Source organism: Campylobacter sp. B0100352/1 (assembly GCF_020135855.1).
Lineage (GTDB): Bacteria > Campylobacterota > Campylobacteria > Campylobacterales > Campylobacteraceae > Campylobacter_D > Campylobacter_D taeniopygiae.
Map to the genome: position 1 here is coordinate 1 of NZ_JACHTP010000006.1, position 26,615 is coordinate 26,615.

Annotated in this window: 23 protein-coding genes, 1 other RNA gene and 2 pseudogenes; 10 read left to right on the forward strand and 16 right to left on the reverse strand. The window is 30.7% G+C overall.

Annotated features, from left to right (window positions below; genetic code table 11):
- Positions 1–482: 482 nt before the first annotated feature.
- Positions 483–1,163, forward strand: a complete 681-nt coding sequence (locus tag H2279_RS02785; protein ID WP_337195513.1) for a hypothetical protein — start codon at positions 483–485, stop codon at positions 1,161–1,163.
- On the opposite strand, the gene H2279_RS02790 is transcribed toward H2279_RS02785, so the two are convergent.
- Positions 1,160–2,359 (reverse strand): multidrug effflux MFS transporter, encoded by a 1,200-nt coding sequence (locus H2279_RS02790; RefSeq protein WP_137623178.1) that lies wholly within the window; start codon positions 2,357–2,359, stop codon positions 1,160–1,162. The genes H2279_RS02785 and H2279_RS02790 overlap by 4 nt on opposite strands.
- 78 nt (positions 2,360–2,437) lie before the next feature.
- Here H2279_RS02790 and H2279_RS02795 point away from each other — a divergent pair, with 78 nt between their 5' ends.
- Complete coding sequence (locus H2279_RS02795; RefSeq protein ID WP_337195514.1) at positions 2,438–3,781, forward strand: DUF2130 domain-containing protein; 1,344 nt, start codon at positions 2,438–2,440, stop codon at positions 3,779–3,781.
- 21 nt (positions 3,782–3,802) lie between these two features.
- On the opposite strand, the gene H2279_RS02800 is transcribed toward H2279_RS02795, so the two are convergent.
- The 3 genes from H2279_RS02800 to typA all read right to left on the reverse strand — a co-directional run bounded on the left by H2279_RS02800 (position 3,803) and on the right by typA (position 7,399).
- Entirely contained in the window at positions 3,803–4,846 is a 1,044-nt protein-coding gene (locus H2279_RS02800) for a c-type cytochrome (protein WP_337195515.1), read from the reverse strand.
- Between the two features lie 106 nt (positions 4,847–4,952).
- Complete coding sequence (locus H2279_RS02805; RefSeq protein WP_337195516.1) at positions 4,953–5,591, reverse strand: poly(A) polymerase; 639 nt, start codon at positions 5,589–5,591, stop codon at positions 4,953–4,955.
- Positions 5,591–7,399 (reverse strand): translational GTPase TypA, encoded by a 1,809-nt coding sequence (typA, locus tag H2279_RS02810; RefSeq protein WP_337195517.1) that lies wholly within the window; start codon positions 7,397–7,399, stop codon positions 5,591–5,593. Before typA ends, H2279_RS02805 begins: the two co-directional genes overlap by 1 nt.
- Positions 7,400–7,527: 128 nt before the next feature.
- Here typA and H2279_RS02815 point away from each other — a divergent pair, with 128 nt between their 5' ends.
- From H2279_RS02815 to H2279_RS02830, 4 genes and pseudogenes are all read left to right on the forward strand, one after another.
- Positions 7,528–7,851: a hypothetical protein gene (locus tag H2279_RS02815; RefSeq protein ID WP_337195518.1), complete on the forward strand. Its 324-nt coding sequence runs from the start codon at positions 7,528–7,530 to the stop codon at positions 7,849–7,851.
- A gap of 15 nt (positions 7,852–7,866) precedes the next feature.
- A complete protein-coding gene (gene fliK / locus H2279_RS02820) occupies positions 7,867–9,618 on the forward strand; it encodes a flagellar hook-length control protein FliK (protein WP_337195519.1) in 1,752 nt (583 codons plus the stop codon).
- A gap of 58 nt (positions 9,619–9,676) precedes the next feature.
- Positions 9,677–10,469, forward strand: a pseudogene (locus H2279_RS02825) (flagellar basal body rod modification protein); the annotation flags it as partial.
- Between the two features lie 133 nt (positions 10,470–10,602).
- Positions 10,603–12,240 (forward strand): flagellar hook protein FlgE, encoded by a 1,638-nt coding sequence (locus H2279_RS02830; RefSeq protein WP_337195521.1) that lies wholly within the window; start codon positions 10,603–10,605, stop codon positions 12,238–12,240.
- A 1-nt stretch (position 12,241) separates the two neighbouring features.
- Here H2279_RS02830 and H2279_RS02835 read toward each other — a convergent pair.
- Together H2279_RS02835 and H2279_RS02840 are read right to left on the reverse strand one after the other, a co-directional pair.
- A pseudogene (locus H2279_RS02835) lies at positions 12,242–14,072 on the reverse strand (flagellar assembly protein A).
- Positions 14,065–14,766, reverse strand: a complete 702-nt coding sequence (locus H2279_RS02840) for a hemerythrin domain-containing protein (protein ID WP_137623169.1) — start codon at positions 14,764–14,766, stop codon at positions 14,065–14,067. The pseudogene H2279_RS02835 and the gene H2279_RS02840 overlap by 8 nt, the downstream one beginning before the upstream one ends.
- Positions 14,767–15,337: 571 nt before the next feature.
- Between H2279_RS02840 and ffs the strand changes: the two genes are divergently transcribed.
- Positions 15,338–15,435, forward strand: an RNA gene (ffs, locus tag H2279_RS02845) — signal recognition particle sRNA small type.
- Between the two features lie 9 nt (positions 15,436–15,444).
- Here the strand turns inward: ffs and mnmA are convergent.
- Together mnmA and H2279_RS02855 are read right to left on the reverse strand one after the other, a co-directional pair.
- Entirely contained in the window at positions 15,445–16,461 is a 1,017-nt protein-coding gene (mnmA, locus tag H2279_RS02850; protein WP_337195522.1) for a tRNA 2-thiouridine(34) synthase MnmA, read from the reverse strand.
- Entirely contained in the window at positions 16,461–17,060 is a 600-nt protein-coding gene (locus H2279_RS02855) for a TIGR00730 family Rossman fold protein (protein ID WP_337195523.1), read from the reverse strand. The genes mnmA and H2279_RS02855 overlap by 1 nt, the downstream gene beginning before the upstream one ends.
- A 133-nt stretch (positions 17,061–17,193) precedes the next feature.
- On the opposite strand from H2279_RS02855, the gene H2279_RS02860 reads away from it, so the two are divergent.
- Positions 17,194–17,973: a hypothetical protein gene (locus tag H2279_RS02860; RefSeq protein ID WP_137623166.1), complete on the forward strand. Its 780-nt coding sequence runs from the start codon at positions 17,194–17,196 to the stop codon at positions 17,971–17,973.
- 68 nt (positions 17,974–18,041) lie between these two features.
- Here H2279_RS02860 and fliY read toward each other — a convergent pair whose 3' ends face one another.
- Genes fliY through aroQ form a run of 8 tightly spaced genes read right to left on the reverse strand, consistent with a single transcriptional unit; the run spans position 18,042 to position 24,260 of the window.
- Positions 18,042–18,878 (reverse strand): flagellar motor switch protein FliY, encoded by an 837-nt coding sequence (fliY, locus tag H2279_RS02865; RefSeq protein ID WP_337195524.1) that lies wholly within the window; start codon positions 18,876–18,878, stop codon positions 18,042–18,044.
- Positions 18,875–19,954: a flagellar motor switch protein FliM gene (fliM, locus tag H2279_RS02870; RefSeq protein ID WP_337195525.1), complete on the reverse strand. Its 1,080-nt coding sequence runs from the start codon at positions 19,952–19,954 to the stop codon at positions 18,875–18,877. The genes fliY and fliM overlap by 4 nt, the downstream gene beginning before the upstream one ends.
- Positions 19,954–20,646, reverse strand: a complete 693-nt coding sequence (locus tag H2279_RS02875; RefSeq protein WP_171000059.1) for an RNA polymerase sigma factor FliA — start codon at positions 20,644–20,646, stop codon at positions 19,954–19,956. Before H2279_RS02875 ends, fliM begins: the two co-directional genes overlap by 1 nt.
- Entirely contained in the window at positions 20,627–20,983 is a 357-nt protein-coding gene (locus tag H2279_RS02880; RefSeq protein ID WP_337195526.1) for a hypothetical protein, read from the reverse strand. The genes H2279_RS02875 and H2279_RS02880 overlap by 20 nt, the downstream gene beginning before the upstream one ends.
- Positions 20,984–20,998: 15 nt before the next feature.
- Positions 20,999–21,865 carry a flagella biosynthesis ATPase FlhG gene (gene flhG, locus H2279_RS02885; protein WP_337195527.1) on the reverse strand — a complete coding sequence of 289 codons (867 nt, stop codon included), beginning with the start codon at positions 21,863–21,865 and terminating at the stop codon, positions 20,999–21,001.
- Positions 21,858–23,291 carry a flagellar biosynthesis protein FlhF gene (gene flhF / locus H2279_RS02890; RefSeq protein WP_337195528.1) on the reverse strand — a complete coding sequence of 478 codons (1,434 nt, stop codon included), beginning with the start codon at positions 23,289–23,291 and terminating at the stop codon, positions 21,858–21,860. The genes flhG and flhF overlap by 8 nt, the downstream gene beginning before the upstream one ends.
- Positions 23,292–23,774 carry a 2-amino-4-hydroxy-6-hydroxymethyldihydropteridine diphosphokinase gene (folK, locus tag H2279_RS02895; RefSeq protein WP_137623159.1) on the reverse strand — a complete coding sequence of 161 codons (483 nt, stop codon included), beginning with the start codon at positions 23,772–23,774 and terminating at the stop codon, positions 23,292–23,294.
- Positions 23,775–23,780: 6 nt separating this feature from the next.
- Positions 23,781–24,260: a type II 3-dehydroquinate dehydratase gene (aroQ, locus tag H2279_RS02900; protein WP_137623158.1), complete on the reverse strand. Its 480-nt coding sequence runs from the start codon at positions 24,258–24,260 to the stop codon at positions 23,781–23,783.
- A gap of 68 nt (positions 24,261–24,328) precedes the next feature.
- On the opposite strand from aroQ, the gene mqnF reads away from it, so the two are divergent.
- Positions 24,329–25,582, forward strand: a complete 1,254-nt coding sequence (mqnF, locus tag H2279_RS02905) for an aminofutalosine deaminase family hydrolase (protein ID WP_442862186.1) — start codon at positions 24,329–24,331, stop codon at positions 25,580–25,582.
- Entirely contained in the window at positions 25,570–26,460 is an 891-nt protein-coding gene (gene sppA, locus H2279_RS02910; RefSeq protein ID WP_137623156.1) for a signal peptide peptidase SppA, read from the forward strand. Before mqnF ends, sppA begins: the two co-directional genes overlap by 13 nt.
- Positions 26,461–26,615: the final 155 nt, after the last annotated feature.

Here is a 26,615-nt window from a genome sequence, read left to right on the forward strand (position 1 = left end):
AGATAATAGAAAATAGTTTTAGAGAAACAATTTTTAAAAATACAGTTTTTTTGATAAAGTAACATTTCAAGCTAGGGTAAATTTTAGTATTTCAAAATTTAAGGATGAGGTTAGATTTATAGATACAGTTTTTAAAGATAATGATTTTATCTTTAAAGATGTAGAATTTTATCATGCTGAATTTATTTCTAATAAAAAAGCACGGAACAAAAATATCATTTTAAAAATGTAATCTTTAAAGATGTTACAAGTTTTAAAAACTTAAATATCAGTGAGTTAAATTTTGAAAATGTGATATTTAATAATATAGTCGTTTTAAAGATGTTAATTTCGTTTTAAATCATGAATCAAAAATCAATAAACCAAATTTTATAAATTGCACATTTTCTAATCAATTTAATATAGAGCACAAATACATACAATATAATTTTAATGAAATCGAAGCTAAAATAAATTCAGATACCGAAAAGAACTATAAGGATTTGTTAAACTATAGGGATTTATTTAGAAAATTAAAGAGTAATCGCATAGCCCATCATAATCAAATCGATGCTTCAGAACTAAGAACACAAGAGCTTTATGCTAGAGAATTGGAACTAGAGCACAAAAAAGACAAAAGTTTGAAAGAAAAAATCGAGCGATGGCAGCTTATATTTTATAAGAATCTTTGTGAACATCATACGGATTTATTAAAAGCTTTTCATTCTTTTTTTATAATGCTTGGAATTTTTGGTTTTTTAAATTCAATGGTAATTGTTCTTTTTTGGTTTTTTATAAAATTTAATTTTTCAAATTTATATTTTGTTGAAAATATTTATAATGCTCATATAGTGTTTTTGATAGAAAAATATATTTGGTGGGTTATTGAATTTGATATTTTGTTGTTATTTATACATATAGCTTTAATTGCTTATTTGTTATTGTCAAATTCATTATTGTCAAATATATTGAGATATTTTTTTATAATTTGTGGTTATCTAACAGGATTTGTCATAATGATTATTTCACCAAAACTGATTATTCCTGCTTTAGGATTTTTTTCAAATGGGAAAAATCTACTCGATCCTTTAAGCGTAATCGGAGGAATATATACTTTATCCTTTGCTTTAGTGGCATATTCTTTTGTAAAAACCGCACGTAAAAATTCCATAGTGCCTAGCTAAATTTTAGGTTTAGCTAGGAAATACACTCCATTAGCGATCAAAACGCAAATAAACATTACCAAAGCAAGGATTATCGGTGTATTTGCATTTATGGCACCGACGATGTAAGAAATCGTCCCAGCAAAGCCAAATTGCATAGCCCCAAGTATAGCTGAAGCTGTTCCGCTATTTTCTTTAAATCTTGCCATGGCCAAAGTCACAGTATTTGGCGCGATAAAGCCAAGCATAGCTATACTCGTAAAAAGGCTAAATTCAAAAAGAAATAAATTCGGGAAAAAACAAGCATTTACAAGCAAAACAATCGTCGATAAAAGCATAACTACCAAAGCTTTAGAGAGAATTTTTTTGCTTTCAAATTTTAAAACCAATCTCGCATTGATATTAGCACAGATGACAAATCCAAAGGCATTGGCTCCAAAAATCAGTGCAAATTTTTGCTCACTGATGCCAAAAAATTGCGTAAAAACAAAACTCGATCCAGCGATATAAGCAAACATCGCAGCCAGTGCGAAAGATACACAAATAACGCAGATGAAAAAAGCTTTATCGCTAAGAACGATTTTGTATTTTTTAAAAGCCTCATAAGGGCATAATTGTTTTTTATCAGCAACTTTGGGTGCGGATTCTTTAAGCCCAAAAAGTATCATTAAAAAAAGCGTGATCCCAAGGGCAAACAGCGTAGCAAAAATACTATGCCAAGAAAAATACTCAAGCAAAAATCCACCAAAAGTAGGCGAAAGCATAGGTGCAAGAGAGCTAAAAACCATCATCAAGGCAAAAATTCCCGTCGCTTCTTTGATCTCAAATAAGTCATTAATGATCGCTCTTGCGATCACAACTCCAGCACATCCTCCAAGAGCCTCGAAAAATCTTAAAGCGATAAAAGCATAAATATTGTCAATGATCACGCAAAAAAAGCTAGAGAGTATGAAAAACAAAATTCCTATTAAAGCAGGAATTTTTCGCCCAAAAACATCGCTTAAAGGCCCATATATAAGCTGCCCTAAGGCAAAAGCGATGAAAAAACTCGCAAGGCTTAATTGGGTTAAAAAAGAACTCGTTTGAAAGCTTTGCTGTACGTGAGAAAGCGCAGGCAAATACATATCCGTAGAAAGTGGCGCTATGCTTGACATCAAAGCAAGGATGATAATAAGTTTTAATTTTTTAAAGCCGTGAATTTGTGTTTGTTTTTGCATAAATTCCCTTTTTAAAAAGTAAAAAGCTATAATTTAATATAATTTTTATAAAAAATCCATTTAACAAAAGGAAAGAATTTGCAAAATTTTCAAAATGAAAAAATAAAATGTCCAAATTGCGGAAATTTTATCGATATTAGCTTGGCTTTATACACTCAAATTTTAGACAAAGCTAAACTAGATATGCAAAAACAAAAGCAAGAATTTGAAAAAGAAGTCAATGAAAAAAGGGCGGAGTATTCTAAAATTTTATCCGAGCTAAAAGCACAAAAGGCAGAACAAGAAAAACTCATCAGTGAGCAAGTTAGCCAAAAACTTGACATCGAAAAACAAAAAATCGAACAAGAAGCACTTTTGCAAAAGCAAATTTTTCAAAAAGATTTTATGGAGAAATTCGCTAAAGAACATGAAAATGAAAAGAAAATCATGCAAGAAGAGCTCGATAAAAAAAGCAAAGAACTAAGCGAACTTTTGACTTTAAAGGCTGAAAATGAAAGGCTAAAAAGAGAACAAAAAGAAAATGAAGAAAGATTAAAATTGCAAATCAAAGAAGAGGCTTTTAAAGAATTTAAAGAGCAGGAAAGAAAAAATTTAGAGCTAGAAAAGGAAAAAATTCGTCTTGAATTTCAAAGCAAAAATGAAGAGCAAGACATAAAATTTAAAGAACTTGAGATCAAATTTAAAAGTGTCACTCAAGAACTTGATGCGGCAAAACGTAAAGTCGAGCAAGGCTCACAGCAACTCCAAGGCGAAGCGGCGGAACTACTCATCGAAGAATATATCCAAAATGAATATTTTAGCGATGAGGTTAAAGAAGTGCCAAAGGGTGTTAATGGGGCGGATTGTTTGCACATCGTTAAGGATGCTTTTGGAAATACTTGTGGCAAGATTTTATACGAGAGCAAACGCACCAAAGAATTCAATAAAGAATGGCTAGACAAGTTAAAACTAGATAGCATAGCTGCAAAAAGTGATATCGCGGTTTTGATCACAAAAACCATGCCTAAAGATAAAGAAAAAACGCATTTTAAAGAAGGAATTTTAATCTGCACTTTTGCCGAATTTAAAGGTGTCTTAGCTGTGCTTAGAGAAAGTATAATCAACGCTTACAAATTAAAAAATGCCTTGCAAAATAAAGATGAAAAAAATCATATTTTATATGAATATCTAAATTCTAAAGAATTTAACACTCAAATCACTTTTATACTTAAAACTTACCAAACCATGAGAGAAGAGCTTGAAGCTGAAAAAAGAGCCTTGCAAAATATATGGAAAAAAAGAGAAAGGGCTATTGAGAATTTAAGTTTTAATTCTACAGCTATTGTGAGTTCGTTAAACGCGATATTTAGTGATTTAAAAGGTGAAAATTTAATCGGTGAAGAAGGGATTAAAAGTCTTGAAAATTTAGCAAAAGAAGATTGATTTGGGAGAGCCCCAAATCAATTATTCTCCTGGAAAATAGTTTGGATTTTTCCAAGGTCCGTATTTGACTTTGATGTATTCTTTAGGATCTAAATTTTGTTGTGGTGAAGCAAAATACTCAGGCTTTAAGGACGGAGATTTGCTATAAGCGGTGTCAAGTCCTGCGCGGTTTTCTGTTGTAACGATCGGCATTCTTACAAAGCCTGTATTAACATAAGCTGCGATATCTAAAGCATCACCATCACTTAAGATCGGATTGTCAGCACTTGCACCAAAAGGCATAGCAGATTTTAAAAATCTTGCCAAAAATGGGATCATAGCCATGTGTCCGCCATCAGGATAGATAAGCAATGATGGATATAAATGCCCAGTGCCTTTTTCATAGTTTGCATTTTTTACCCCTAGTCCTCTTTCTCCATGACAAGCGACGCAATTTTCTTCAAAAAGTTTTTTACCACGAACCGGATCGGCTGGACGATTTGGGAAATTCATCTTAGCAAAAAACTCACCTTGCAATTTCACTCCATCTTTGATACCATAGGCACTTTTTAGCCATTTAAAATACGCTAAAATCGCTTTCATTTCTTTAGAATTGTTAGGAAATTTATGAGAATCAGTTCCACCCATACCACGAATTCTATCCTCTAAAGAAATGATTTTCATGGTTTCTATGTCTAATCTTGGATAATTGTTCATAACATTTAAAAATGGGATCACGTATTTTTTTGTCCCCGGTAAGCCATTGCCATCATTATCCATGTGACAAGAGATACAATTAACCTCATTGCTTGTTTTTTTGAGTTTGCTATAAGGCCCTAAGGTGCTTTCTGTCTTACTTAAAAGCTTGATACCATAGCGGATTAAGTCTCCTTCTTTGCCTTTTGGCACGTCATTGATACTTAAATTTTTATTTGGCCATTCTTGTTCAGGTCTGTTTGAAAGCTCTTTAAAATAAGCAACTCCTTCTTTGTCATTTAGTTCTTCGCCTACTTTGTAATCGCTTACATTTTTTGCATTTAGGCTTAAACCTAAACAAAGGCCTAACAATAAAACATGTTTTTTCATGAGTTTTCTCCTTAGTTTTGGTTATTTTATTCCATTTTATCACATTAAAACTTAAATGTTAAGTCTAAGTATTTAATATTACAAAATTTTGTATAGATTATATCGGCTAAAGAAATTTATTTTTGATGGAATTTAAATTTTTTTCTAAAATTTCAAAATTATCTTTTAAATTTTGACTAAGATCGATAAAAAAAGGATTTTGCAAAGTTGCAATAAGAAAATAATTGTTTTTATTAAAGATATGATCTAGAGTGAAATTTTTGTTTTTAAGCTTGGCATAGATATTTTTTTCATCATTAAAATCATGTTTTTTGTTTGTTTTTAAACTCTGGAGTAAAATTCCACAAAAAAAATCTTTGTTTTCATTGATAAATTGCACATCATAGATTTTAAATTCCTTAAAATCAAAGCAATTTTGGCTTTTAAAATCTTTTAAATTTGAAACAAATTCCAATTTTAAAAAATCTTTTTGGCTTAAGCCCTCTTTTTTAAATTTAGCTCCGTGGCGTTTAAGAAAAAGATTAAGAGTGTTAATTTGCAATTCTTTTTTGGCAAGAATAAGTTTTTTAGAAGTGAAACGAAAGAAAAAAATACCTACAAATACAGCTAAAATAAGAGATATCACCGCATCTCTTATAAAAACAAAAGCTAAAAATAATACGATCAAAGACTCAAAAACGCTTAAAATTTTTAAAATTTTCAAGCGTTTAGATATGAGAATTCTTTGATGTTCTAAAGCATCCATTAAGATTTTGCTTTTTCCATTCTTTTTCTTTGGGTTGGATCAAGATAGCGTTTGCGTACGCGGATATTTTGAGGAGTTACCTCTACGAGTTCATCTTCTTCTATCCACTCTAAAGCCCTTTCAAGACTTAATTTTCTAGGTGGAACAAGTTTTATAGCGTCATCGCTTCCACTGGCTCTAACATTGGTTAGATTTTTACCTTTGATAGGATTTACATCCAAATCATTTGGGCGAGAATGTTCCCCTATGATCATTCCCGTATAAACTTTAGTTTGCGGATCGATAAAAAGCACACCGCGTTCTTGGAGATTAAATAAAGAATATCCCAAAGCCACGCCATTTTCCATAGAGATCAAAGCGCCGTTATTTCTTTTTTCAACAGCACCGCTAAAAGGACGGAATTCTAAAAAGCTATGATTCATCACGCCTTCGCCCTTGGTATCGGTTAAAAATTGAGATCTAAAGCCTATAAGCCCACGAGCTGGAATTTCAAATTCAAGTCTTGTTTGTCCATCTCCTGTTGGTGCCATTGTTTTCATTTCAGCTTTTCTTTTGCCTAGTTTTTCTATCACAGCACCGCTAAATTCTTCTGGTACATCAATCACTAAATGTTCAAAAGGTTCGGTTTTTACACCATCTTCTACTTTTACAATAACTTCTGGTCTTCCCATGCAAAATTCAAAGCCTTCTCTACGCATATTTTCAGCTAAGATAGTGATTTGAAGTTCACCCCTACCGCTGACTTTAAATTTACCTTCGCCCGTGCTTTCATACTTCATCGCGATATTCGTTTTCATCTCTGCTTCTAGGCGTTCTGCGATTTTATTTGAAGTAACGTGCTTACCTTCTGTTCCTGCTAATGGGCCATCATTGACTGAAAAAACGATACTTAGCGTTGGCTCTTCTATGTGGAGTGGATCAAGTGGCATAGGATTGTTAGGATCTACAACGCTATCACCAACATCTAAAGCTTCAAAACCAGCTATCGCGACTATATCGCCACTTTTTGCCTCTTCAATATCCATTTTTTCTAAACCCATAAAACCTATAAGTTTAGAAATTCTGCCATTGACTTTTGTTCCATCAGCTTTTGCAAGCATTACATTTTGATTTTTTTTCACTACACCGTTAAAAATTCTTGCAATTCCTATTTTGCCCACAAAATTATCATAACCAAGCGTGAAAACTTGAAGTTGCAAAGGATTATCATTTGTGCCACTTGGCGCAGGAACTTTTTCAAGAATAGTTTGGAAAAGTGGCTCCATATTGTCACTTTCATCATTCAGATCTAATTTGGCATAACCATTTTTTGCGGCCGCATAAACGATAGGAAAATCAAGTTGTTCATCGTTTGCATCAAGTGCTACAAAAAGATCAAAAATTTCATTGATTACTCTTTCAGGATCGGCTGCTGGTTTGTCGATTTTATTGATCACGACTATAGGTTTAAGCCCTAAAGATAAAGCTTTTTTAACCACAAATTTAGTTTGTGGCATAACGCCTTCTTGGGCATCAACTAAAAGTAAAACCCCATCAATCATTTTCAAAACACGTTCTACTTCTCCCCCAAAATCGGCGTGGCCTGGAGTGTCTATGATGTTTATTTTTGTTCCTTTATAATTAATAGCAGTATTTTTTGAAAGGATGGTAATACCTCTTTCTTTTTCTATATCGTTACTGTCCATTACGCGTTCTGAAATTTGTTCTCTTTCGCTAAAAGTTCCTGATTGCTTAAGCAATTCATCTACCATTGTTGTTTTGCCATGATCAACGTGTGCAATAACAGCTATATTTCTGATATTTTCCAAAAGATTCTCCATTATTAAATTCAAAGCTAAGATTATATAAAAATTTTGCTTAATTTTAGAAAAATAAAAAGTTGGAACACTTCTTGCTTTTATCTTGACAAATATCATTTTAAATAAGGAAATTAATCATGTCAAAACCATTAAATGAAGAATTATTTATACCATTAAATTTAGATTTAATCGATAGAAAAAATGAAGTTTTACTTCAAGCTTTGGATCTTTTGGAGATTTTAAAGTCAAATAAAGATGAAAAAATGGTGAGAATTTCAAGCGATCTTGCAGCGATTCTAGAAAATGAAGAAAATTTTGAAAAAATTACACAAGCGAAAAATTTAGATGAGCTTTTGGAAATTCTTATTCTTTTAAATGATAACAAAATGATAAAAATTTATGAAAACTCATATTTAGAAGAAAGGTTTCCTAACTTGGCAGCAGATGAATTTTTAAAATAAATTTAAGGAAAGATCATGTCAAATGTAGCCCCGCAAAACGATGTTTTAAGTCTTGCTCCGAGTAAAACTTCATCAAGTGATTCTTTTAGCAAAACAACAAAAACAAGTCAAAAATCTAATGCAAATAAAGAAGAAAATGTCACTCAAAACGCAGAAGATGATAGAGAGAATTTCTTAAATTCTTTACTTAATTCCATCGATGAAACCAATGAATTTTTGCCTGATCATATGAAGATCAGCGAAAAAGAAGTGGTAAATGAAGCGATCAATAAACTTCAAAAGGGATCATTTGACGATAGTGATAAAATCAGTATTTTCGAATCAGCATCTTTTATGCAAATTCTTTCCTTGCTTGATAAATTAAAAACAGATACCGCAGATATTAAACTCGCAAATCTTTCAAGCCAATTGAGTCAGCTTGTAAAAACTGAAGCTAATTTTAATGCTTTAAAAGGTGCAAACAATCTCAATGAGCTTTTAGATATTGCTAAAGATTTAGGCTTAAATGTGAAAAATATCAAAGTAGATCGTTTGCTTGATTTAAAAGCTACTTTTCCAAATCTTGATAAAGCGGATTTTTTTAAAGGTGTTGTTGATAATGTTTTTAAAGAAATCATTAACAATAAAATCGCTCATGTGAGTAAAAATTTAAATCAAAATTTGCAAAAAAATAACCCCCATAAAAAAGACGACAGCTCCTTGCTTTCTCAGACTTTAAAGAATTTAGATTCTATTATAAAAGGTCAAGAAAATGAGAAATCAAAAATCAAAAGCGATAAACTTGAAACCTTAAACACCAAAAAAGAACCAATTCAGTTAGATGATCTTTTAAAAGATATTAAAAATAATAAAAATAATGAACTTGACACAGATCAAGAAAGCATGAAAGATATTTTAAAAAATTTAAACAATCAAGAGGATAAAAAGCAAAATATTTCAAAAGATCAAATGCAAAATTTAGAAGAAGTAGATCTTTCAAAGAATCTAAAAGAACAGAGCAAAAAAAGTGAAATTCAAAACATAAATTCAGATAAAATTTCCAATAAAGAAATACTCAAAGATTCTCAAAATCTAAGTTCTAATCTAACTCCTAAAGATCTGACTTTAAAAGACAATAAAACTAATAATCAAGATTTAAAATTGAATTTAAATGATCAAAAAGTTAATTTTGAAAATTTAAATAAAACTCAAGTGGTGCAAAATAAGGATAATACACACCTTAATACCAACAAGGAAGAAACAAAAAATAATTTCAATCTTGATCAAAATAAAAATCATCACGATGAAACGGCTAATAAAATCGGTTTAGAGGATTTAAATTCTTTGGTAAAAGATTTAAGTAAGGTCAATCAAAATAATACTAGAAATATCACGCCAAAAGAGACTTTGCAGTATTTCTCTAATGATCTTAAAGACGCGGTAGAGCATTATAAAGCACCTATTACAAAATTAAGCATCACGCTTAATCCAAATAATTTAGGTGAAGTTGAAGTTACTTTGGTGCAAAGAGGAAGTAATCTTCATATTAATTTTAATTCTAACACTAATGCTATGAATTTATTTATGCAACATCAATCCGAGTTTAAAAATTCCCTTGTTAATATGGGATTTACTGGACTTGAAATGAATTTTAGCGATCAAGGAAGAAAAGAACAAAATCAAAATAAAGGTAAAAATCGTAGTGGATATGGTTTTAAGGATGCCATAGAAAACAATAATGAAAAATCAAATATTAATTTAGAACTCGTTTTAGCAAAATATTTCTAAAGTTGGAATACTTTTTGCTTTTAATTAAAAAAGACTTAAATATAAAAAGGATTTTATGATGGCAACAACAAATTGGAATAGCAATCTTAACTGGACACCAGTCAGCAATAGTTCAAGCTCCACAAGCAGTTCAACAAAGACTGATAGTTCAAGTTCAACAAGCAGCAGTAATAATTCCGGTATAGTCAGCAATCCTAACGCGACACTTGATAAAGATGCGTTTTTAAAACTTCTTTTGATCGAGTTGCAACATCAAGATCCGACAGATCCTATGGATAGTGATAAAATGCTTACTCAAACTTCACAGCTTAGTGCTCTTGAAATGCAGCAAAATACAAATACAACCATGCAAAAAATGGTTGAGACTATGCAAAAACTTTCAGCTTCTTTTTCAACCAGTATGAGTACTTCAGCTATAGGGGCTATTGGTAAAATGGCAACTGTTAATAACAATACCATTAAGCTTACGGGTTCTGATGAGGTAATCGCTTTAAAGATGTATTTACCTGAAGATTCTGACAATAAAGGCTTAACACTTGAAATTTATGATAAAAATAATAAATTGGTTTATTCTGAAAAGAGTAGTGAAGGTCAAGAAGTTTCAAAAGGACTCTTTACTCTAGAGTGGCCAGGTAGAAATAATGATGGCGTTTATGCTGGGGATGGTGAATATAGCGTTAAAGTGGTATATAACAATAAAAATGGAGAAAAAATCACCGCAAATTACGGATCTTATCCTATAGAATCAATTAAATTTGTTGATGGGGTTGCTTATGCTAAAATGGGGGGTCAGTATGTAAGTTTTGATGACATCGCTGAAATTTCAGATTATAAAACCTCAAGCAATTCTACAGTGCAAACCCCTGAAGAAAAACCGGATGAAAAGCCTTCAGAAACACCTTCAGAAGATGAGAAACCTTCAGAGGGTGAGGAAAAACCTTCGGATACAAATACTAGAAAATATTTTAGCTAAGGATTTTAGCCATGATGAATGCATTTTATAATGGAATTTCCGGAGTTAAGAATAATAGTTTTGGTATCGATGTTACCGCTAACAATATCGCCAATGTTAATACAACCGGTTTTAAGCATTCTGACGCACAATTTAAAGATATATTTTATAGCACAATCACTAGCCAATCAACCAACCCAGCTCAAGGTGGTTATGGTGGCGGTGCGGCGTCTTCTCAAGTAAGATTTGAGCAAGGTTCTGTTGTCGCTACAGGCGGTGAATTTGATGTTGCTTTACAGGGAAAAGGTTTCTTTGGTGTTTTAGGTGCTGATGGAAACGCTTATTATACAAGAAATGGAACTTTTAGAAGAGATGCAAACGGATATTTAGTGGATTCTTATGGAAACTTTGTTTTAGGAACAATGAATCCTGCTTTTGGTGGAATCACTTATAGCGATAGGGTAGCAGGATTGATGGGGGATTATTTAAATACTGGAAGTCCGGTTAATAGTGGCTTTACAGTTAATTCAAATAATGCTTTTGGTATAGGCACGACTACAACTCAAAAACCTATACAAGTTCCAACTAATATGTATTTAAATCCAGAACCAACCAAAAACGTAAAATGGAGTGGCAATTTAAGCACAAATACAAGCAAAGAAGTTGTAAAAGTTGATGTTGATCCTAGTAAATTTACTCTTACTAAAACAGAAGATGGTAAATATGTAGTCAGTGGTAGTATAAGCAAAGAAGATGTTTTCAGTGCTAAAGCAGGGGATAGAGTCCTTTTAAATTTTGTTGATAGCCAAGGGGTTAAAACAAGCTTTGAGGCGACTTTGGATGATAATTTAAGCTTTAAAAGCAATGAATTAGATTTAAAGGGTTTAGATCCTGATAGTATAAAATTAAGCTCTGTGCAAGTTTCAACTGAACAAGAAAAAGCAAATAAAGATATCTTAGAAGCACCAATTTATAATGCTGATGGAAGCAAAAGCGTTCTTAGAGTGACTTTGGAAAGAGTTTTGCCTCAAGAAGGTGATAATATCACTTATAAAGCAACGGCTCAAATTTATGATTCTAATGGCAAGGCTGTTGGCAATCCAACTGAAGGAAGTATGGTATTTGATAAAAATGGAGCTTTATTGCAAAATAATATCACCAGCATTGCAAATCCTAATGGTGGAAATATCAATATAGATTTAGGTTCGCCTTATGATCCAAGCAAACCAGGATCAGGATATAGTGGAGTTTATGTGCAGCAAGGCAAGGAAAAAAATATCATTACTCAGCAAGATGGCTTAGCAGAAGGCTTTTTTCAGCAATATCAAGTCACAGATGATGGTAGCGTAGTCGCGCAATTTAGCAATGGAAAAAATGCTGTTGTGGGAAAACTTGCACTTTATAATTTCATCAATGAGCAAGGTTTAGCAGCTATGGGGGATAATATCTTCGCAGCAACTGCTAATAGTGGAGATCCAAGCTTTATTTTGAAAAATGGACAAGTGGTAAATACCGCTAAATTTAAAGGCGGATATTTAGAGCAATCCAATGTTGATTTAAGCGTTGAATTGTCTAATCTTATAGTAACTCAAAAAGCTTTTGATGCAAGTTCTAAAAGTATCACAACCAGCGATCAAATGATACAAAAAGCTATCAGTATGAAAAGGTAAATTAAAAAGAATTTACCTTTTTTAATTCTTCATAATTGGATTTTAAATCTTCTATTTCAATTTCGTTATAATGGCTTGATTGTAATTCTTGTTTATCTCCTTTTTTCTCTATATAGAAATGTTTTTGAGAATCATTTGAAGATAAAGTGTATCTGATCTCTTCTTTTTTTGTCTCGGCTTCAAATAGCAATAAATTATCATTGCTGATTTCTTGTGCATTGATATAGATATTAGTCGTTTGTTGCATTTGCTCTAAAGAATTTATTTTTGTATCAATTTGAAATTTGATCTTAATGAATTTAGCGTATAAGCTTACTAAATGATTATAATCATTGATCTTTGAATCATACAAATTTATAAAGTTGGTTTGTGCAGGTAAAGGATTTTTTTCTTTTTTTGCTTGTATGGCTCTAACTTGATTATTGATTAAATGATTATAAAGATTTTTTGTCTTCGCAGTGATTATGGCAAGAGTATTTTGTACTTTTATGCCTAAATTTTTTAAATTTTCACATTCTAAATCATTGTTTTTAAAATCGCAAATAATCGTATTTTTGGTTTTTATACAATCTGATATCACTAACTTTTTATCAGGATATAAAATGTTATCGGTTAGTAGATTGCAAATATAGATATTTTCAGCCTTAATCGTGCCTCCTACGCAATTTTCTATATAAACATTTTTTGCCTCTACTGCGCCATTTTCTAAATTTTTAATATATACATTTTCTGCTTTTATATATCCTTTATGAATAAAAATAGAAGAATTTTGCGCATAGATTAAACTTTTTTTGTGTGTAAGCCCTTTGACAGTTAAATTTTTTGCATGAATTTCAGTTGCTCCAATATTTCCATTGACTTTAATATTAGATGCTTTAACATTAACAATACCCGATTTAATTGCATCATCGCTTACATCATGGTTGTAAATTTCTAGTTTTATATCTTCTTGAGTATCTGTTTTAATAGAACCTGTAGTTTTTAGTCCTACTTGTTTTATTTTGATGTCATTTGTGATGCTATAGCCTATACGATCTTTATTTAAAAAGCCTAAAATATCTTATTCTATCTTCTAATTCTTGTGTATAAATACTTTCGTCTTTAAGATTAAAAGGATTGCCATGAAATTTAACAGGATTTAAGCCAATGATTGCTCCTCTTAAATTTCTACCTTCTTTACCATTAATTCTAAAAATATATTCAAATAACAATTCATCTTTTTTGATAGGTTTGCAAAATTTTCCATCATCATAATTTTGTGATGAGGAATTATCATTGATTTCTTGACGATGAATAATAATTTTATCGCTTTGATTGTCTATTTTATCAACTCCTTTTGCAAGAGAGTATTCTAATTCTTGGGCACCATTTCCATTTTCATGATCTTTTATGAAATCATCGAGCATTTTAAAGAAATTTTTTTCAAGCCTTATGATTAAAATTCTTTGTTTTGCCATTGTTTTATAAATGCTTTGTAAAATATCTTTTTTTAAATCAGCATAATAAGAAAAATTTTCCCTACATTTAATATGTACTTTAACGTGTGTTAAAGCCGCATCGCTTTTTAGAAGCACAGCAAAATTATTTTGTGGTTTTTTAGGATGGATTTCTATGATGAATTGTTGTATCATGGTATCATAATTTTTTACAAAAAAATCATCAGAATTAAATAAATCTAAATCTTGTTTTTCATAAATTTTACGTTTTGCTGGTTTTTTATTAGAGCATATAAGTTTATAATCAATGATTGAGAAATCAAGCATTTCTTGAGAATTTTCTTGTTCAAATTTAAGACTTTCAAAAGGGTCTAAGGTTTGCAAAGTTTTATTCATAATTTAATTGCTCCTTAATACTTTCAAATTTTTGATTTAAAATTTCAAAATTCTCTTTAGGATCAAATTTATCTAAATGGATTAAAATTTGTTCGCAGGTTTCGCACCTTAATATGCTTTCTTTGCTGACAAGTTCTTGATGGATAGTTTCTGGAACTTTATGGATACGCAAAGGGCAGTTACAGATATAATCATGATTTTCTTCTTTACTTAGATCTAGTTTGATTGATTTTAATTTAATATAATGTTCTAAAGTATAATTAATTTCTTTTAAATGTATAGCTTTACTTGTAAAATTAGATAACCATAAGTCTTCATTAGCAAAATGCTCAAAAACCCAATCTTTTGTAAGTATTGAAAGTTCTTCAGAGAGTTTTAAAATATCATTGGAATATTTTAAAAGATCTTTAGCTCGTTCTAATAAGACTCGATGAGAGTATTTATGTTCATCTATTAAAGGAAAGTCTATGTTTTCCATAAATTTTTCTTCTTCCTTGAAATGGACTTTAGCATATTGAAATAATTTAAGTAAAACTTTTTTCAATTCTTCTTTAAGTTCTTCGGGTTTATCTATATCATCACTTTGTATTTTTTTTGCTAAATTGTCTGCAATATCAGCAATGTCAAAAATAAGTTCATGTTGTTTGTCTAATTGCAGATTTTTAATACTGAAATTTTTATCCCATTTTATCATAGTATTTACTCCAAACTAAGTAAATGCTCAATTTTATTAAGCAATTTTAAGGTTTAAAAATAATTTTATTTTATTAACCACCTTGTAAAAACGGATTGTTAGTAATTTTTACAATCCGTTTATTTTGAAATGATTTTTACAAAAAGGAAAAACCCACCCAACGCTAACCCACAAATATATTTAAAAATAGTAATTAATACTTTTAAATATCAAGAAAACTATTTCAGCATAAAAGCAATACTGCTTTATTAGCAATATTGCGATTAAAATTGAATTGGAAATTAAAATAATCAGTAGCTAAAAGAGTGAAAGATCGATTTTCTAAAAAGGAGTCTAGTTTAGCTTCAAATTATTTTCTAAAAAGGACTTATTTTTAAAAATAATTAAAATTATAATTAAAAATAATTGTAATTATAATAAAATATAATTGAAATTATCAAATTAATTTTTTTTATGATTTTAATAAAAATTTTTTAACTAAGATAAAAATGTTTCTATTAATGATAAAAATGAGAAATTTTTCAAATATCAAGGCTTTTTAAGAGTATTATGTTAAAATAACATCCGCCTTTTCTTAGACCTGTGCAATGCTATTTTTAAGCACCGCTTCAGGGTGGGAACACAGCAGAGCACTTGATTATAGTGTGTGCCGCAGCCATCTGAGAAAGGGTTTTAAAGCTATTCTATAAAACCACTAGCAATAACTTTATCCCCATCATAAAATACAGCCATTTGTCCGCTTGCTATACCATAAACGCTTTCTTTGAGTGTGATTTTTGCGCTATTGTCTTCAAAAATTTTAACTTCACAAGGCGTGGATTTGGATCTATAGCGAATTTTTACCTCACAATTTAGATTTTTTGCTTCTATAAATAAATTGATATTTTTTAATTCAAATTTATCGATTTTTAATTCTTCTTTTTTACCCACGACAATTTGATTTTTTTGAGGATTGATTTTTAAAACAAAATGAGGCTCATGCGCTCCTTTGACTTCAAAACCTCGTCTTTTTCCTATGGTGTAGTGCATATAGCCTTCATGTTTGCCTACAACTTTTCCACTACTGTCTAGCACTTCGCCTGGAATTTTTGTATCCATAAACTGATCTAAAACTTGAACATAAGTGTTTTCCACAAAGCAAATTTCAGAACTTTCTTTTTGTGTGGCAAAAGATTTTAAAACTTCAATCGAAGAAGCAAAAGCCTTAACATCTTCTTTTTTCATTTCTCCTAGAGGGAAGATAAGATATTTTAAAGCTTCTTTATCAGCACTTGCTAAAAAATAACTTTGATCCTTGCTTTCATCAACTGCTGTGCGGATAAGACCATTTTCAAGTCTTGCATAATGTCCTGTGGCTAATTTTTCACAACCTAAACTTTTTGCAAATTCAAGAAGTTTTCCAAGTTTAATAAAACGATTGCATAAAGCGCAAGGATTTGGAGTTTTGCCTTCTTTGTAAGTATTGATAAAAGGCATATAAACCTTATCTTTAAAATCCTCTTGCAAATCTAAAATATGATAAGGAATTTGTAAAAAATTGGCTACTTTCTCTACTTTTTTGATATTTTCTTCGTGGTAATTAGGCTTACCATGAAGTTTCATATAACAACCTATGACTTCATGCCCTGCATTTTTTAATTTGTAAGCTGTGACTGTGCTATCAACTCCCCCGCTCATTGCGACTAGAATTTTCATTAAAGTTCCTTTAAAGTGTTAATTATCAAATCTAAGTCGTCAGTGATTTTATACTTTAACTCATCTCCTTGTGAAATCACTCCTTGTTTGAGTAAAGAATTTCTGACAAACTCATCAAAGCCTCGCCAAAATTCACTCCCAAACAGAAAAATAGGAACATTTTTTTTGAATTCAAGTTGCTTGAGTACAAGAACTTCGCAAAGTTCATCAAGTGTTCCAAAGCCGCCTGGGAAAATCACAAAAGCGAGACTCTTTTCAATAAGAGCCATTTTGCGTATGGCTAAGCTCTCAAAAGTAATACTGTATTCTATAAAATCATTTAATCTTTGCTCATGGGGCAAAAGTATATTAAAACCTATAGATTTTATAGAATTTGCATTGGCATTAAAAGCACCCTCATTGGCTGCTTGCATAATGCCACCGCCACCGCCACTGATCACGCAAAAATCATTTTCAACGCATTTTTTTGCAAGAATTTTTGCTTGTTGGCAGTAAAAATCATCTTTCTCTAATCTTGCAGATCCAAAAAAAGTTACGGTTTTTTTAAGGTCTGGTATATTAGCAAATTTTTCTAAATCTTGGCTTATTTTTTTATCCATTTGATAACCTTTAAAAATAAAATTCATTCTAACTAAAAATTGATAATAAGTTCTTTATTTATTAAAATAAAAAATTTATTAATATTTATAAATATTTTGGTAAAATTAAATTAAAAACCAAAAAAGGGATATGATGAAAACTTGTATTGCTGGTATTCTTGCATTGTTTGTTTTGATTTTTATGAATGCTTGTGCTGTTCCTAGGATAGATTGGACAAAGGAAGATCAAAGGTTTAAACTGGGTGAGAAATACGAAGGTGTTTATGTTTTTAACAAACAACTTTTAGATGAGATGTTGAAAAGGGAAAAAGAAAGAGAAGAGTATCGTGAAAATTATTTTAAACAAGAAGATGATGAAAAAGAAAAATTTTTAAGAACAATTTATACTGAAAAAGATATAAAAAAAATTAAAGAAAGTCATATAGTAAGCTCCGAAATGGAAGAATTTTCTAGAAAATATGATAAAACACACCCTTATTTAATTGATGAAAAATATCCCACAATACTCTCCAATGGCTGTAAATATTTTAATAAAACATTAAATGTATATGCGTATCACGATGAATTTAAAACTTTTATTGATAAGGTTAAAAAATATTTAGGTGTCAGTGATGAAGATTTTGAAATTTTATGGAGTTCTTTTAGTGTAGAAAGTTATTATCAATGCGGAAAAGAAAGAATTCCATTAACTTTTCAAATTTATCCCTATGATAAAACGTATATTTATTTAGATATTTATAGTCTAGGTGGTGATGAAGGCGCTGGATTTTACTTTGATAAAACTGAATTTCCTCTGATTTATAAAGGCTCAAAAGATGATATATATATTTACTATTTTATTGATGGTAAATTTGTAAAAAGTAACAAAAAAGTCAAATATTGGAAAAGATTAACATTAAATGAAATAAATTAAATTCTTAGATGCTTTAAGAAATTTATTAGAGTATTTGAAATTTATAAAATTAAGATAAATTATAAAATTTATCTTAATTGCTCTAATCTTTCTTTTTTGGAGCCTATTTCTGTAATTTGCACTCCAAAATTTCCATCCACAATCACTACTTCCCCATAAGCGACTCTTTTTTCTCCAATTAAAATTTCAAGCGGATCATTAGCGAGTTGATTAAGCTCTACAACAGAACCAATATCCATCGTTAAAACATCTTTTAAAAGCATTTTTTTATTGCCTATGCGAACGCGAACTGGCAAACGAACATCCATAATTAAATTTATATTTTTAAGTTCTTCGCTAATATTAAAGTGTTTTTCATCGCCAGTTTGAGTGGTATTTTGAGAATTTGCCTCTTCAGTTTTTCCGCTTAAAATATTGTGTAAATTTTGATCCACAACTAAAGAAATTTGCTCTTCTAGATTTTCTATTTTCACATCGAAAAAATAAAGTTTCACAAAGTCTTTAAAATCAACACTATCAGATACAAAATCACAAGAAGAAATACTAAAATCCATATTTGGGATTTCTTTTTGGGCGCCTAAGGTGGTTGAAAAAGCCGAGATGATATTTTGTATGGCTTCTTTAGCAGCATCCATTTCATCAGGACCCAATTGATCATTTTTTGAAATTTCTTCTTCACCTATCATCCATTCTCCGATGGCACTCATAAGAACAGAACCGGCTAAAATTCCTATTTTTGCATTATCATTTACTTTAAAAATAGCAAAAACCAAAGGGGGTTTGAGTGTGTCTTGAGATGAAACGTCAAACTCTTTATATTCGCTAAATTCTGCGCTTTTTCCTGTTAATCCTTCTATGGTGCTTATACATTCATTGGTAAATAATTTCAAAAAATCATTAATCATATTTCTTCATCCTCCATATCTTCAGACTCATCATAAGCGTTAGCTTTTGCTTTACGTTCTTCTTCGTATTTTTCTAGAATTTCTTTAATTTCATCTTTATCAGTGCGAACAAGTTCAACAATTTTAATCGATTTCCTAAAACGGTGCAAACCAATTTGTGCTAAAAATACATCTTTTTTATCAATACTAACTATAGCTTTATCATCAGCTTCTCTATCGAGTTTTAAGATATCCCCTTGTTTTAATTCTAGGAATTCATTAACACTGATTAAAGTTTTACCTAAAATAGCTTCATAAACAACTTCAGCACGTCCAATTAAGGTTTTAAGCTCTTTATTTCTTGATTTTTTTGCTGAAGTTTCACCCATCATGATATCACGATTTGCTAAACGACTTAAAATACTTTCTAAATGCACAACGGGATAGCAGATATTAACCATACCGCTTGAATTTCCTATGATAATTTCCATAACAACCATGATTACAATTTCATTTTGCGATACGATTTGAACAACATTTGGGCTTGATTCTTTTGCTTCAACACTTGGGTAAATTTCAGTAACTCCCGCCCAACTTTCTTTAAGTCTTTGCATGATAATACGCAAAATAGAATCAAGCAAATTAAGCTCTATATCTGTAAGCTCACGTGAAGCTTCATAACTATCACCTTGACCTCCTAAAAGTCTATCAATCATTGGAAAAGCAATACTTGGATTGATTTCTAATACACAGTTTCCATCTAAGGGTTTAATGGAGAATACGTTAAAACTTGTAGGACTTGGCAAGGACATTAAAAATTCCCCATAAGTCATTTGATCTACAGAGTGAAGTTTTGTTTCAACAATACTTCTCATCATGGATGAAATTTGAGAAGCTAAATTTCTCGCAAGTTTATCATGTATACCTTTGATTGTTCTTAGTTGTTCTTTTGAAACCCTATTGGGACGTTTAAAATCATATACAACAATATTTCTTTCTTCTTTGTCTTCTTTAGAATTTGAAGCTGAGGGTGCTTCCGTATCATCAACGACTTCAAGTAAAGCATCAATTTCTTCTTGAGAGAGTATTTCTGCCATTAAATAAGCCTTTCTCTAAGTTTTTTAAGAAGTTTTTTATGAATTTGAGAAATTCGACTTTCGCTAATATCTAAAATTTCACTGATTTCTTTAAGACTTAATTCTTCATAATAATAAAGCTGAATGATGAGTTGATCACGTTCTTTTAAATCTTCTAAAATTTCATGAATTTTTTCTAAAAATTCTTCTTTTTCTAGTTTTTCTAAAGTATCATCTTCATTATAAAGTTCCATTTGTTCATCTATGGGTAAAGTATAGCTGATAGCATGTGCTGTACGCACTTCTTTAATTTTTTCTATATCTAAATCAAGTTTTTTTGCCAAATATTCATCATCGGGTTCTTCTTCATTTTCTCTAAAATACTCATCAATTAAATTATCGATATCTTTGATAATTTTTCGGTTATTGCGACTCATAACATCTAAAGAGCGTAAAAAATCAAGCATAGAACCATTAACTCTTTTTCTAGCAAAACCCCAAAAGCTATCATTTTGCTCTTTATCGTAGCGACGAGAAAGTTTAATCATTTCTTCCACTCCGACGCTAATAAGATCATTAACATCAATGCTAGAAGGTAAGCGTTCTTTCAAACGAAATGCCATTGCACGAAGTGCTGGCATGTAGGATAAAACTAATTGATCCTGTTCATTTTTTATCGTTTGAATATAAGCTTTAGGCGGCTTTTTTTGCATACTTACGTCTTTCTTTTGATTCGTTTTTCTTGAGTTCTTCTCGCTCTTGTTCTAATTTTTCTAAAATTATATCCATTTTCTTTTCGCGAATTACAAGATCATTGATGATATTATTACTTGTTTTTTCATATTCGTTTTTATTAAAAATTCTTCCACTAATTTTTTTAATATCAATAAAACAAATAATAGCAATATGAATGCAAACATAAAACATAAAAGTAATCAAACAAGTAAAAATTAAAATATCAAAAGCATCACTTATACTTACAACGCTAAAAGCTAATCCTATAAAAAATCCACAAACCGTAAAAAATGCTACATAATTTTCTGGTCTCATTATCTCTTCTTTAATTTAAAATCTTTCGATAATTTTTCTAAAGAAATTTGAAAAACTTCGACTTGAAACATTATCAAGCATTTTTCGTTCCAATCTATATAAAAGCTTAGAAGCTAGAGATTTTAACTCATCACTCGCGTTGGTATTTTCATCTGTAAATAGGGTGCGTTTTTTTATGCTTGAGCTAACATCTTTTGAAGAGCTTAGGTGTCCTAAAAATTCTAGATTAAGAGGATTTTTAATATTGGCATCTGCGACTTTTTTAATATTTTCAAAAACTTTTAAGGCTTCTTTTTCATTTTTTACCACGTTAAATAACATGAGTAAATTTTCTTTGGTTTTTGAAGTGGTTTTAATGGTGGCATAAGCATCTGTGATTGCAGCAGGATCAGGAACGGTTACGACAATAACTTCATCGGCCATTTCTAGAAAATTTAAGGTATTGCCGCCAATTCCTGCTCCTGTATCTATAATGAGAAAATCAAGTTCATCTAAGATGCTTGCTTGATTTAAAAATCTTTCATAAATATTTTTATCATTATATTTTAAAATTTCATCCCCGCTTTCACCCGGTATAAGCCATAAATTAGGCTTTACTTCGATAAGTATATCTTCTAAAGAACATTCTCCACGTAAAACATGCAAAAGATTTTTATGAATGCGAACATTTAAAATCACATCCAAATTTGCTAAGCCAATATCAGCATCAAATAATCCTACCTTATAGCCATTCTTTGCTAAAACATTGGCTAAATTTGCACTGATGGTACTTTTACCCACGCCACCTTTGCCACTTGTAATAGCAATAAAATGAGTGTTTTGTGATTTTTTGCTGCCATTTTGATTCATTAAAGTACGAAGTTTATTGGCTTGATTATCCATTGTTTTTTCCTTTGTTAAAACCTTCTAGGATGCAACGAACTAAAAAGTCACTGTTTGCTACTTCTATATCATCTGGAACTTCTTGTCCGGTTGAAAAAAAGCTAAGAGGTATATTAGTTTCATAAATAAGAGAAAATATATTTCCAAACACTTTGGTTTCATCAAATTTGGTGATAATAAGAGTGTCTATATTTAAAAATGAGAAGTTTTTGTAAATTTCCATCAAGTCTTCATGTTTTGTATTTGCCGAAATCACTAAATTAACATCAATTTCAGCATTGGAATGCATTAAAAATTCTTTTGTTTTGGCAAGTTTGGTTTGATCGTATTGTGAATTTCCTATGGTATCAACTAAGATAATTTCACAATTATTTAAGCTTTTAATCGCTTCATCAAGATCCTTTGGCTCTATACTATCGATGATAGGAAGTTTCATCATTTTAGCGTATTGAAAAAGCTGTTCTACTGCACCAATTCTGTAAGTATCAAGCGTGATAATACCCGTTTTATAACGTTTATCGCCATAAGCGTATCTAAAAGCTAGTTTTGCTAAAGTAGTGGTTTTTCCTACTCCTGTTGGACCAACTAGCATCATAATTTTTTGCTTTTTAATATCGCTTTCAACGCGACAAGGTAAAATATTTCTCAAAAGAGAATAAAAATATCTTTGCACCGCTTCTTTATTAGTTTTCATAGAAGCTGGCATATTTTCAATGGTTGCTTTCATGATGGCTTCTAAATGTTTTTCAAGCATTCCGCTTTCTTTGGCTTGTTTATAAATGGTTGCAAATTCTGGAGGAATGATGAGATTGTTACGTGCTTCAGCTTTTTCATCCCACATCATATCAGCTAAAAGATCAATTTTATCATTGAGTTTATTGATTTGTTTTTCAACATGTTCTATTTTTTTATTATAATTTGGTTGAGGTGTGTAATCTTCTAAAGGCGTATTAGTTACTTTAGAAATTTCACTGCTAACCTCACTCAAGCGTTCCTTAAAATCACTAAAATCCATTGACGCGTTAGGATTTATCTTGCTAGGTGGAAAGTCTTGATAATTTTTATTTTCAATCCTAGAAGCGCCTAAATTTAAACTGGCTTTTGCGTTTGAAAAATCAAGAATAACATCTTCATCTTCACTTACATTTGTGGTTTTAGTCTTTGGTTTTTCTACGATATTAGGATTTGGAATATTTTTTTGAACAGGTTTTTTAGGTGGTAAGCTTTTTCCCATTTTTTTAAGATGTTCATGATAATCAGCCTCTTCGATAGCAACCATCACTTCATAGAGTGCACCACGATTAAGAGTTTTTGGGCGAATTTGTTTATTGGTGATGATGAGTGCCTTATCGCCATAGTCTTCTTTGACTTTAGGTATGATTTGCTCTGTATCTTCAACGGTAAAGGTATGGATAAGTTGTCCCATTTATAATCCTTTTATCAAGCCCAAAGGTAAAATTACGCTTATTCTTTCTTTAGCCCCTGGATGAGGCACCTTACACCACGCATCACACTTGACTTTTCTAGAAAAATACAAAAGATCCAAATCAAGCGTTCTGGGAGCGTTTTTGAAAGTTCTTTTGCGTTTGAATTTCAACTCGTAAAAAAGTAAAACTTTCAAAAAAGCTCTTGCGTGTAAATTTGTTTGCACTAGCATAATAGCATTGGTAAAATCTTTTTGTGCTTTAAATCCAAAAGCTTCATTGATGAGATAAGGTGAAGTTTCTAAAACTTTTATTCTTTTATCATCCATGAATTTTCTAAATAAGGCATCAAAACGTTTTTTTTCAGGCTCTATATTACTCCCTAAGCCCAAAATAGCAAAATACTTAAACTCCTTTTTATCTCGGCTAAAATAAGGAAAAAAACGACTTTTTTCTAGTCGTCTCGCTCCTTTTATTTTTAGCATTATGGTTTAATTTTGAACCTGTGCTTGTGCTTGCATACTGCGTAAATTGTTAATTTGATCGCAAATTTGGATCACACCCATAAGGGCTAAATGATATCCAAAAGGACCAAAACCTATAATCGATCCAGAGCAAACTGGAGCGATTAAACTTTTTTGACGAAATTCTTCTCTGCGATAAGTGTTAGAAATATGAACTTCTACAGTTGGTAAAGCTACTGCTGCTATGGCATCGCGAATCGCTACAGAAGTGTGAGTGTAAGCTCCAGCATTGATAATAATCCCATCTTTGGTACCCAAACACTCTTGAATTTTATCTACAATTTCTCCTTCAAAATTACTTTGAAAAAAGTCAAGTTCAACATTATTTTGAGATGCTGCAATTTTCATTTGTTCGTGGATATCATCCATTTTCATTGCGCCATAAATATTGATCTCTCTTATTCCTAGCATGTTGATATTTGGACCTTGAATGACCATTATTTTCATAAAATTCACCTTAAAAATTATTTTTAACTTTCTATTATAACATTTTAAAATAAATTTTTGCTACAATCATGATTTTATTTAAGGAAAAATTCGTGTATATTATCGGTGCAAAATATCTTTTTTTATGTGATGAAAATTTTACTATTTTAGAAAACCAAGCCTTTGTTTTTGAGGATCAAATCTTAGAATTTGGAGAACTTGAGCATTTGTTAAAAAAATATCCTAAGGCCCAATGGATAAAAACGGATCAAAATTCCATTATTCTTCCAGCTTTTATTAATCCTCATACGCACTTAGAATTTAGTGCTAATTCTACAACTTTGCATTTTGGAGAGTTTTTGACTTGGCTTAAAAGTGTGATTAAATCACGCTCTTTTTTAAGCGCTAAGGCTAAAGAAGAATTGATTTTTGAAAATATAAGAAAAATGCAAAAAAGCGGAGTGGGAACTATAGGTGAAATTTCAAGCTTTGGGAGTGATTTTAATGCTTGTTTAAAAGCAAGCGAAAAGGGCATACGCGTTGTTTATTTTAATGAAATTTTAGGCACAAATGAAGATCAAATTGAAGAAAAAAAAGTTGAATTTTTAAAAAGATTTGAAAATTCTTTAAAACATAAAAGCGAATTTTTTATTCCTGCAATTTCTGTGCATTCTGCTTATTCCACTCATCCAAAACTTGCTCATTTTGCGCTTGATTTAGCAAGAAAATATGATTTGTTAGTAAGCACTCATTTTTTAGAAAGTAGGGCTGAAAATAATTGGCTAAGAAAAGCACAAGGTGGATTTAAAAAATGGTTGGAAAATTTTATAGCTAATCCTAAGCCATTTTATGCGCCAAAAGATTATGTAAAGCTTTTTGAAAATGTAAAAACTCTTTTTACACACTGTGTTTATTTAAAAGAATATGAATGGCTGGATAAAACTTATCATTCTATAACTCATTGTGCTTTTTCAAATCGTCTTTTAAGCCAAAAAAGATTTGATTTAAAAAAAGCTTTAAAGAGTGGTTTAAATGTTCATCTTGGAACTGATGGACTTAGTTCTAACATCTCTTTATCCTTACTTGATGAAATGCGTGCGAATTTATTAATTCATCAAGGGGAAGATTTGCTAAAATTAGCCTCTAAACTTTTGCAAATGGCAACGTTATATCCTTCAAAAGCTTTAAATTTAAACGCAGGAGAGTTAAAAATTGGAAAAAATGCGGATTTTAGTGTTTTTAATCTTGGAGAATGTGAAAAAAAACAAGCGCCTTTGCAATTTATTTTAAATGCTAAAGAAGTGGAAAAATTTTTTATAAAAGGAAGAGAATGCAATTTATAAAATCGTTTTTTAAAACTCTAGGAAATGGTATTAAATTTATCAATACTTATTTTAAAACTTTTGTTTTATTATTAATTGTGATTTGGATTTTTGCTTCGAGTCAAGGTTCAAATTCGCATTTTGCTAATTTAGAACGTATTGATTTAAAGGGTGAAATTTTTGATAGTTCTTCTGTGTTAGAAAAAATCATCAACGCTAAAAATGATGATCAAATTAAAGGGGTTCTTTTTGTGATCGATTCTCCAGGAGGTGCTTTTGCTCCAAGTATGGAACTTGCTTTAGCTATAAAAGATTTAAGAGCTAAAAAACCTGTGGTGGTGTATGCAAGTGGCACTATGGCAAGTGGGAGTTATTTAGCAGGAGTAGGAGCTAATAAAATTTTGGCTAATCCTGCAAGTTTTATTGGATCGATTGGAGTGATTATGCAAGGGGCTGATATTAGTGAGTTGGCTAATAAATTAGGTATTAAAGAGCAAACCATACAAGCGGGGGAATTTAAAAGTGCGGGGACTTTTACAAGAGCTTGGAGTGGCAAGGAAAAGCAATATTTACAAGATTTAATCAATCAAAGTTATGATTTATTTGTTAATTTTGTTTCCAAGGAAAGAAATTTAGATAAAGCTCAAAAAAATACTTGGGCTAATGCGAGGGTATTTTTAGCACAAAAAGCTAAGGAACTCGGTTTAATTGATGATGTCAGTAATTATGAAAATGCTAAAAAAGAGCTTGAAAAACTTAGCAAGGTTCAAATGCCTATTTGGAAAGAAGAGGATAAAATCGATAAATTATTTAATCGTTTAGAGAATAAAACTTCAAGTTTAATAAGTCAAAGTTTTACTCAACTGATCTATAAAAGCAGTTTTTTTGACGCAAGATAATTATTGTTTATTTAAATGAATTTTCATTTTGTTTTTGCAAAAAGGACACTCTTTTTGCATTTGCTCTAAATTTGAAGCGTATTCTACACAAAAGGATCGATTGCAATAAGGACAAATAACTTCTTGACTTAATATAGGATAAGAGTAATACTCTT

Bases quoted from the DNA above. Each gene is read 5' to 3' on its own strand.
- H2279_RS02790 (WP_137623178.1), bottom strand. From the start codon at position 2,359: ATGCAAAAACAAACACAAATTCACGGCTTTAAAAAATTAAAACTTATT.
- H2279_RS02800 (WP_337195515.1), bottom strand. From the start codon at position 4,846: ATGAAAAAACATGTTTTATTGTTAGGCCTTTGTTTAGGTTTAAGCCTA.
- H2279_RS02805 (WP_337195516.1), bottom strand. From the start codon at position 5,591: ATGGATGCTTTAGAACATCAAAGAATTCTCATATCTAAACGCTTGAAA.
- H2279_RS02815 (WP_337195518.1), top strand. From the start codon at position 7,528: ATGTCAAAACCATTAAATGAAGAATTATTTATACCATTAAATTTAGAT.
- fliK (WP_337195519.1), top strand. From the start codon at position 7,867: ATGTCAAATGTAGCCCCGCAAAACGATGTTTTAAGTCTTGCTCCGAGT.
- H2279_RS02830 (WP_337195521.1), top strand. From the start codon at position 10,603: ATGATGAATGCATTTTATAATGGAATTTCCGGAGTTAAGAATAATAGT.
- H2279_RS02840 (WP_137623169.1), bottom strand. From the start codon at position 14,766: ATGATAAAATGGGATAAAAATTTCAGTATTAAAAATCTGCAATTAGAC.
- mnmA (WP_337195522.1), bottom strand. From the start codon at position 16,461: ATGAAAATTCTAGTCGCAATGAGCGGGGGAGTTGATAGCACAGTCACA.
- H2279_RS02855 (WP_337195523.1), bottom strand. From the start codon at position 17,060: ATGGATAAAAAAATAAGCCAAGATTTAGAAAAATTTGCTAATATACCA.
- H2279_RS02860 (WP_137623166.1), top strand. From the start codon at position 17,194: ATGAAAACTTGTATTGCTGGTATTCTTGCATTGTTTGTTTTGATTTTT.
- fliY (WP_337195524.1), bottom strand. From the start codon at position 18,878: ATGATTAATGATTTTTTGAAATTATTTACCAATGAATGTATAAGCACC.
- fliM (WP_337195525.1), bottom strand. From the start codon at position 19,954: ATGGCAGAAATACTCTCTCAAGAAGAAATTGATGCTTTACTTGAAGTC.
- H2279_RS02875 (WP_171000059.1), bottom strand. From the start codon at position 20,646: ATGCAAAAAAAGCCGCCTAAAGCTTATATTCAAACGATAAAAAATGAA.
- H2279_RS02880 (WP_337195526.1), bottom strand. From the start codon at position 20,983: ATGAGACCAGAAAATTATGTAGCATTTTTTACGGTTTGTGGATTTTTT.
- flhG (WP_337195527.1), bottom strand. From the start codon at position 21,865: ATGGATAATCAAGCCAATAAACTTCGTACTTTAATGAATCAAAATGGC.
- flhF (WP_337195528.1), bottom strand. From the start codon at position 23,291: ATGGGACAACTTATCCATACCTTTACCGTTGAAGATACAGAGCAAATC.
- folK (WP_137623159.1), bottom strand. From the start codon at position 23,774: ATGCTAAAAATAAAAGGAGCGAGACGACTAGAAAAAAGTCGTTTTTTT.
- aroQ (WP_137623158.1), bottom strand. From the start codon at position 24,260: ATGAAAATAATGGTCATTCAAGGTCCAAATATCAACATGCTAGGAATA.
- mqnF (WP_442862186.1), top strand. From the start codon at position 24,329: ATGATTTTATTTAAGGAAAAATTCGTGTATATTATCGGTGCAAAATAT.
- sppA (WP_137623156.1), top strand. From the start codon at position 25,570: ATGCAATTTATAAAATCGTTTTTTAAAACTCTAGGAAATGGTATTAAA.